This window comes from Blastochloris sulfoviridis (assembly GCF_008630065.1).
In the GTDB taxonomy this organism is placed as follows: Bacteria; Pseudomonadota; Alphaproteobacteria; order Rhizobiales; family Xanthobacteraceae; genus Blastochloris; species Blastochloris sulfoviridis.
In genome coordinates, this window is record NZ_VWPL01000059.1 from 1 (window position 1) to 6,069 (window position 6,069).

General features: G+C 62.0%; 7 protein-coding genes and 2 pseudogenes. 3 read left to right on the plus strand and 6 right to left on the minus strand.

Features of this window, described 5'->3' with window-relative positions; genetic code table 11:
* Window positions 1–153, minus strand: a pseudogene (locus tag F1193_RS16670) (ISAzo13 family transposase); the annotation flags it as partial.
* Between the two features lie 242 nt (window positions 154–395).
* Between F1193_RS16670 and F1193_RS16675 the strand changes: the two are divergent.
* Window positions 396–980 (plus strand): hypothetical protein, encoded by a 585-nt coding sequence (locus tag F1193_RS16675; RefSeq protein WP_150098919.1) that lies wholly within the window; start codon window positions 396–398, stop codon window positions 978–980.
* Between the two features lie 199 nt (window positions 981–1,179).
* Here the strand turns inward: F1193_RS16675 and F1193_RS16680 are convergent.
* The 4 genes and pseudogenes from F1193_RS16680 to F1193_RS16700 all read right to left on the minus strand — a co-directional run bounded on the left by F1193_RS16680 (window position 1,180) and on the right by F1193_RS16700 (window position 4,133).
* A pseudogene (locus tag F1193_RS16680) lies at window positions 1,180–1,505 on the minus strand (DUF736 domain-containing protein).
* 720 nt (window positions 1,506–2,225) lie between these two features.
* On the minus strand, window positions 2,226–2,648 hold the full coding sequence (locus F1193_RS16690) for a type II toxin-antitoxin system VapC family toxin (RefSeq protein ID WP_150098920.1): 423 nt from the start codon (window positions 2,646–2,648) through the stop codon (window positions 2,226–2,228).
* Window positions 2,645–2,899 carry a FitA-like ribbon-helix-helix domain-containing protein gene (locus F1193_RS16695; protein ID WP_150098921.1) on the minus strand — a complete coding sequence of 85 codons (255 nt, stop codon included), beginning with the start codon at window positions 2,897–2,899 and terminating at the stop codon, window positions 2,645–2,647. The genes F1193_RS16690 and F1193_RS16695 overlap by 4 nt, the downstream gene beginning before the upstream one ends.
* Window positions 2,900–2,978: 79 nt before the next feature.
* Window positions 2,979–4,133: an SLOG family protein gene (locus F1193_RS16700; protein WP_246164510.1), complete on the minus strand. Its 1,155-nt coding sequence runs from the start codon at window positions 4,131–4,133 to the stop codon at window positions 2,979–2,981.
* A gap of 107 nt (window positions 4,134–4,240) precedes the next feature.
* On the opposite strand from F1193_RS16700, the gene F1193_RS16705 reads away from it, so the two are divergent.
* On the plus strand, window positions 4,241–5,368 hold the full coding sequence (locus tag F1193_RS16705; protein ID WP_150098922.1) for a DGQHR domain-containing protein: 1,128 nt from the start codon (window positions 4,241–4,243) through the stop codon (window positions 5,366–5,368).
* A complete protein-coding gene (locus tag F1193_RS16710) occupies window positions 5,365–5,703 on the plus strand; it encodes a GIY-YIG nuclease family protein (protein ID WP_150098923.1) in 339 nt (112 codons plus the stop codon). The genes F1193_RS16705 and F1193_RS16710 overlap by 4 nt, the downstream gene beginning before the upstream one ends.
* 249 nt (window positions 5,704–5,952) lie before the next feature.
* Here F1193_RS16710 and F1193_RS16715 read toward each other — a convergent pair.
* A partial coding sequence (locus F1193_RS16715; RefSeq protein WP_150096018.1) for an ISAzo13-like element transposase-related protein occupies window positions 5,953–6,069 on the minus strand: 117 nt, incomplete at its 5' end.

Genomic DNA, 6,069 nt, shown 5'->3' on the forward strand with positions numbered 1-6,069 from the left:
GCTGCGCGCAATGCCGGTGGCGCGCATCACCGCCGTGACGCCGCCGCGCCCCGCAGCCAGCGCTTCGGCCGCCGCGAACCGGCGCCGGCCTCGCTCGTCGAGAACGTCACAGAGCGCCTCAAAGCGCAGGCGGATGGCCGATTCGTCAATCACTCAAACAGGCTACGAAATCGCCCGCCGCCCCGGAATCCCTGCCGGCCCGCAATAGACCCCACCTCGATTCACTTGTTCGTGGTCAATGCCTTGGCACCCATGGGTGCATAGGTGTACCCTCTTCAAAATGCGTCATATCATTTCAATATGCGTCAATTTGCTTCGGAAGGGAATTGTCGTAGAATGCCGCAATATGCAGCGAATTGAAGAGGCTTGAAGAGTTTTGAAGAGGATTGAGGCGAATGGTTGGGTCGATAGCCAAGGCGAAGACGGGGAAGAGAGGCGCGTCTCCGGAGAAGGTTGATCCGATTCTGGCTGGCGCTCAGGAGATTGCCGCGTCGCTGATCGTCCCGGGAGGGCAGGCGTCGCTTGATTTTGTCATTGAGAAACATTTGGCCTGGTTCGACACTGCCCAAGCCCGCGGTATGCAATGGAGACACATTGCCGGCGTTCTGGCCAAAGCTGGGGCTTGCCGGGAGAATGGGCAGCCCTTCACAATCGGCCACTTGTCCGCCGTCGTCTGGCGTCAGCGCCAGAAGGCGGCGCGGGCAGGAAGCCGCTCTCGGCAGCAAAAAGAAACGCCCGTCAAGCGGGCGAAGACGGCGAAACCGGGCGGCACCCCGCCCGCTGCACCTGAACCGGAAAGGCCTCGCCGCAAGGACGCCGCGAAGCCCAAGGGGAAGGAAACGCAGACGTCTGCTATCAGGGTCGCGCCCGAAGCCGGGCCGCAAGACCATCGTCTTGCGCGCCGCCCGCACGATCGCGATGACGTGCGGGCTTTCATGCAACGCGCCGCTGAACTGCGTCGGCGGCCCGATGATGATTGAACCGGCACGCGGGATCAGCGCGGCGGCAGACCGTCACGCTACTGATGCTGTGGCATTATCCCGGGGCGCTCGGGGCAAGGCGGCGGACCTCCTCGACGAGGAGCAGCCGCGCTGGTCGAGCGGCCCGAGTCCGAGCGATCGCCGTGAGGACGAGAGCCGCTCCGCCCGGGGATGCCGGGCGGAGCCATCGCGATGGGCCTCACTCGCCATTGGCCTTGCGGCCCCGCGACCAGATCAGGGTGAGCCATCGCCGTCCTCGTCGTCGAACAAATTGGCGTAGATCGGGGCGGTGAAGGAGGGATCGTTGAGCTTGACCGAGAGATAGTCGCGGCCCTCGGCGGAGCGCTTCGACCACGCGGCGCCGATCTCGATTGCGCGGCCGACGAAGATGCGATGGCTCGGGGCGTTGTCGCTGTTGCGGGCGGCCTCGGGGACGATGCGCACGTTCTTGGCCTGCACGCTGAGGGTGACGATCTCGCCGAGGAATTCAGGTCCGGACTTCTTGAAGGTGCCGATGGTCGCCATGGAAGGTCTCCTTGATCGCTGATCTCGGGCCGCGCCCACCGCGGCCTCGATGGCGATCGAAAGGCCGGAGGCGATCGGCGCCGCATCCGTCAGGACCGCAGCGACAGCGGAGGATGGCGCGGACCCGACTTTGTTGCTGCGCGAGGAATGAGCGCGGCAGCGCTCAGGGGAAGAAAGTCGGGACCGGCCATTGCGGCTGAGGCGATCGAGGCGAAGCCGGCCTCCGGCCCGATTACGCCATTCAAAGAGGCCGGGTGGGACGCCGGCTTGGCAGCGAGGATGCTCAAGGAGGCGGTGGCGGCGGCCGGCACTGTGAGGCCGGACCGGTGGGCGAGAGAGCGCCTGCGTCAGACGTGCCGAGCATCGTATCAAATCTGCGCGCGCCACGCGCGACACCGTGCCGGCTTCCAGTGTTTGTGCCGCGCCGCGGGCACTGCCGCAGGTCTATGCGACCGCCGCGTTGGCGCCGATCTCGGCGAGCGAACGCTGCCGTGCCATCGCCAGATCACCAACCGGTCACAGACGACGCACTGGCGCGGCCATCATCTGGTCGCTTTGCGGCGGCTCCAGCGATTGGCAAGACGGCCCGCCGACGGACAGCGCTTCCGGCACGATCGGGCGAGCGCGAGGCGGGCAGGGATCAGCGCGTCAGGACGTGGCGGCGGGCCGGAACAGCCAGCCGGATCGCCGCGCGACGGTCCGGGCTTCGCGAACCGCGGCTCAGACGGCAGCGGTCCAGGGGTCGATCACGGTGAGGCCGGCGGCAAAAAATGCGCTGGTGTCGCGCGATGCCACCGCGAACTCATGCGCGGCGGCGATCGCGGCGATATAGCCATCAGGCGTGGGGAAACCCTTTCCGGCGGCGCGCGCCCTAACGGCGAGTTCGGCATAGCGTCGCGCCGCAGGGATGTCGAACGGCAGGATTCGATCCGCGAACAGCTCCAGCACGCCGTCGAGCGCGGCGGTCAGCTTGTCCTTGCGCCGGCCCTTGGGCAGCGCGCCGATGCCGAACATCAGCTCCGCAAGGGTGACGCTGGTGAGATAAAGCGTCTCCGCCGTCTGGGCGTCGAGCCAGGCGCGGACCGCAGGCGCCGCCTCGGGCTTCATCGCTTCGGAGACGACGTTGGTGTCGAGCAGGATCATTCGAACCGCAGCGGCTCGGCGGGCTTGGTGTCGCGCCTCTGTTCCAGGGCTTCGACATCGGCGTTGGTGAGCCCGATCCTCCGGCTCATCTCCGCCAGCGCGGTGCCGAGACGCAGCCGGTCCTGCGGTCGCACGGCGGCGTCCAGGATGGCGCGCATTTCCGCTTCCGTGCTGCGATTGTGCTGTGCGGCGCGGACCTTCAAGGCGCGATGCGTCTCATCGGAGAGGTTGCGAATGGTGACGGCGGGCATGACGGCACACGTTCCAGGATGGGTGTGATGATATCAATATGTGAAAATGCTATCACGATGTCAAGGCATCGTGCGGCGCTCAGGCGCCGCGGCCAAACTTCCAGACGGGAATGCCGAGCATCTTGGCCTTGTCGGCGAGATTGTGCTGGATGCCGCTGCCGGGGAACACCAGGACGCCGATCGGCAGCACCGCGAGCATCTGGTCGTTACGCTTGAACGGCGCGGCCTTGCCGTGCCGTGTCCAGTCCGGCTTGAAGGCGATCTGCGGTACCTTGCGGGTGTCGGCCCAGCGGGCGGCGATGCGCTCGGCGCCTTTCGGTGATCCGCCGTGCAGCAGCACCATGTCGGGATGCTTGACCTGGACCTTGTCGAGCCGGTCCCAGATCAGATGATGGTCGTTGAAGTCGGCCCCGCCGGTGAAGGCGACCTTGGGGCCAGCCGGCATCATCAGCTCGGCCTCGGTGCGGCGCTTGGCTGCGAGGAAATCGCGGGAGTCGATCATCGCCGCGGTCAACGTGCGGTGGCTTGCCAGCGAGCCGGCGCGCGGGCGCCAGGCGGAATGGGTGTGGCGCTCGAACAAGTCCGCGGCGTGGTCGCGGAAGGCCTCCATGGCGTTGCGGCGCTCGATCAGCGTGACGCCCTCGGCGATGAGGCGCTCAAGCTCGACCGAGCGGACCTCCGAGCCGTCCTGCTCGGTCTGGCTGCGGCGCTGGGCCTGCTCGTTGTCGTCGAGGCTGCGCTCGATGCGCTGGACGGCGCGGTGGAACAGATTGACGGTTGACCACAGCAAGTCGTCGAGGTCGGGCTCAAGGCGGGTGTCGCGCAGGGCGACGATCAAGGCATCGAAGATGTCGGCGAACCGTGCGACGTCCTCGGGGACGAGTTGGGTCCGCACGTGAGAACGAAGCTCATCAAGGCCGAGCGCCCGGAGGTCGGCGTTGAAGTCGTCGCGGTGCGGCGACAGGATGATCGCCTCGATACCGGCGGCGGTCGCCCGCGTGGTCAGGGTCTCCGCCGCGCCGTCACCGGCAGGATCGGCATCGCGCGCGATGTAGAGCCGGCGCAGCGTGGCGGGAAACAGCATGGCGGCGAGGTGCGACGCCGACAGCGCGGCGATCATCGGCAGGGCGGGCGTCGCCAGGCGCAGCGACAGCATGGTCTCGATGCCTTCGCCGGCGGCGAGAATGTCGTCGGCGTGGCCGAACCGCACGCCGTGACCGAGGAGCTGGCCCAAGGCCTTGCGCGGCGTCGCGATCGGCGCCTTGTCGGAGTGGCGTATAGGACGGGGAAACGCTAGCTTGAACCAGACAGAGAGGGATTCGATTGGAGAAGAAGGGCATCATGAGCAAGATTACAGTCCCCGCAGCGCGCGCGAAGCAGGGCGATCTGGTTCTGTATACGACTTCGATCAGCGTTAAAGAGTTGGTTTCCGAAAATTTCTATAATGTAGAGACGCTGGACCCCGAAAACAACAATGACACTGGCTATCAGCGTCTCTTGAACACCGCTCGTGCGAAAAAGTTGGCAGATTATATTATAAAAGGTCAGGACAGCAGTGATGCGTTCTTGCCAACTTCAGTTCTGCTGGCGACAGATAAGTCGATCGAGTTCAATAGTCAGAATAATACCATTGAAATCGACACATCAGAGGTAGGACCATTTAGCGTGGTGGACGGGCAACACCGCCTAGAGGGGTTGAAAATGGCGGCCCAAAAGGACCCGCGCGTGTTGGACTTCGAGGTCCCGGTCAATATAGCAATCAATCTACCGCACATAGCGCAGATGTGCCATTTCCTTATCGTCAACACGACCCAGAAAAGCGTTGATAAATCCGTTGAGCAGCGCATCATTGCCCGCCTTACGGAGGCGCTGGACGTTGAAGATATGCCGAGCCTGCCCAAATGGATTCTGAACACTGTTGAAAAGGGGGAGGTCGATAAGGCTCTCAAATATGTAATTTACTTAAATGAAGCTCCGGATTCCCCATGGAAGGGCAAAATCCGTATGGCCAATGACGAGTCCGAGGACACAACTGTTGCGCAACGATCATTCGTCAAAGCGGTCGTCAAGTACGTCCTGACAGCGAACAATCCTTTGACCATTGTGAAGGATTTTGACAAAGAGAAAAAAATATTTTTGAATTACTGGAAGGCTATTACAGAAATCCTCGACGACGGAAATGCTGCTGTATTGTATAAATATAATGGAGTAGAGCTTTTCTGTAAATTCTCAATTCCATTCTTTATGAAACTCCAGGACAAGGGCAGCTTTACAGTATCAACGATGAAGAAGACATTGGAATCCTGCTTTGAGAACGTTGATGGAGAGTATGCTGGCGTTGGTCATCCTGAGTGGTGGGCTAAGGGCAGTAAGGCAAGTTTTCTCAACGCTGGCGCGATCAATGTTGTTTCGCAGGAGATGTCGAAAGCTCTACATAAGGTCTCCATGAGCGCAGAGATTGAGCTGTGAACATCGCGGAGCTAGTTCCTCAGCCTCCACACTTTGAAACATTCAAGAGAAGCCGGGAGCGGTTCGTTCCGGAGACGTCCGGCTGCTACGCCCTGACGACATTTTCCCGCGAGGTCGTCTATGTCGGTCTCGCCAAGAATCTTCGAAGGCGGATGAACAACCATCTTGATAGCGAAGTCAAGGTGGGCCTTACGCCGCTTGGGCGTGCTGCTCTGTTCTTCTGGATCGAGAGCAACGATATCGAGAAAATTGAACGCACCTGGATGAACATTCATATTCAGCAAGAGGGCGGTCTGCCGGTATTGAACAGCGTCTATTCGCCGGTATCGACGTAAAGCGATGCAATCCGGCAACTTGGTCCACCCGCGAACTGACAAACCAGTGAACAGGAAAGATCGATGCCGGTCGACGCAGACAATGAAGCCGATAGTCCCCAGCCAGACATTTACTACCTATTTGCCGGGAACAGGGCAGTCCATCCGCTGGTAAACTGCTGGGTCGATTCCGTGGCATTCATCGACCTCTAACTGAACAGTCGCCACCGGGCGCGCGTGTCAACCAGCAGCTTAGGAACTGTCCGAGAATTATCGCTCCGAACCGAGTGAGTTTGGGCTGATGGTGTAATTCCACTCGCCGTGGAAGTCGTGGCGGGTGAGGTTGACGGCTTCAAGGTCGGCGTCGGTGATTTTGACGCCGGCCGG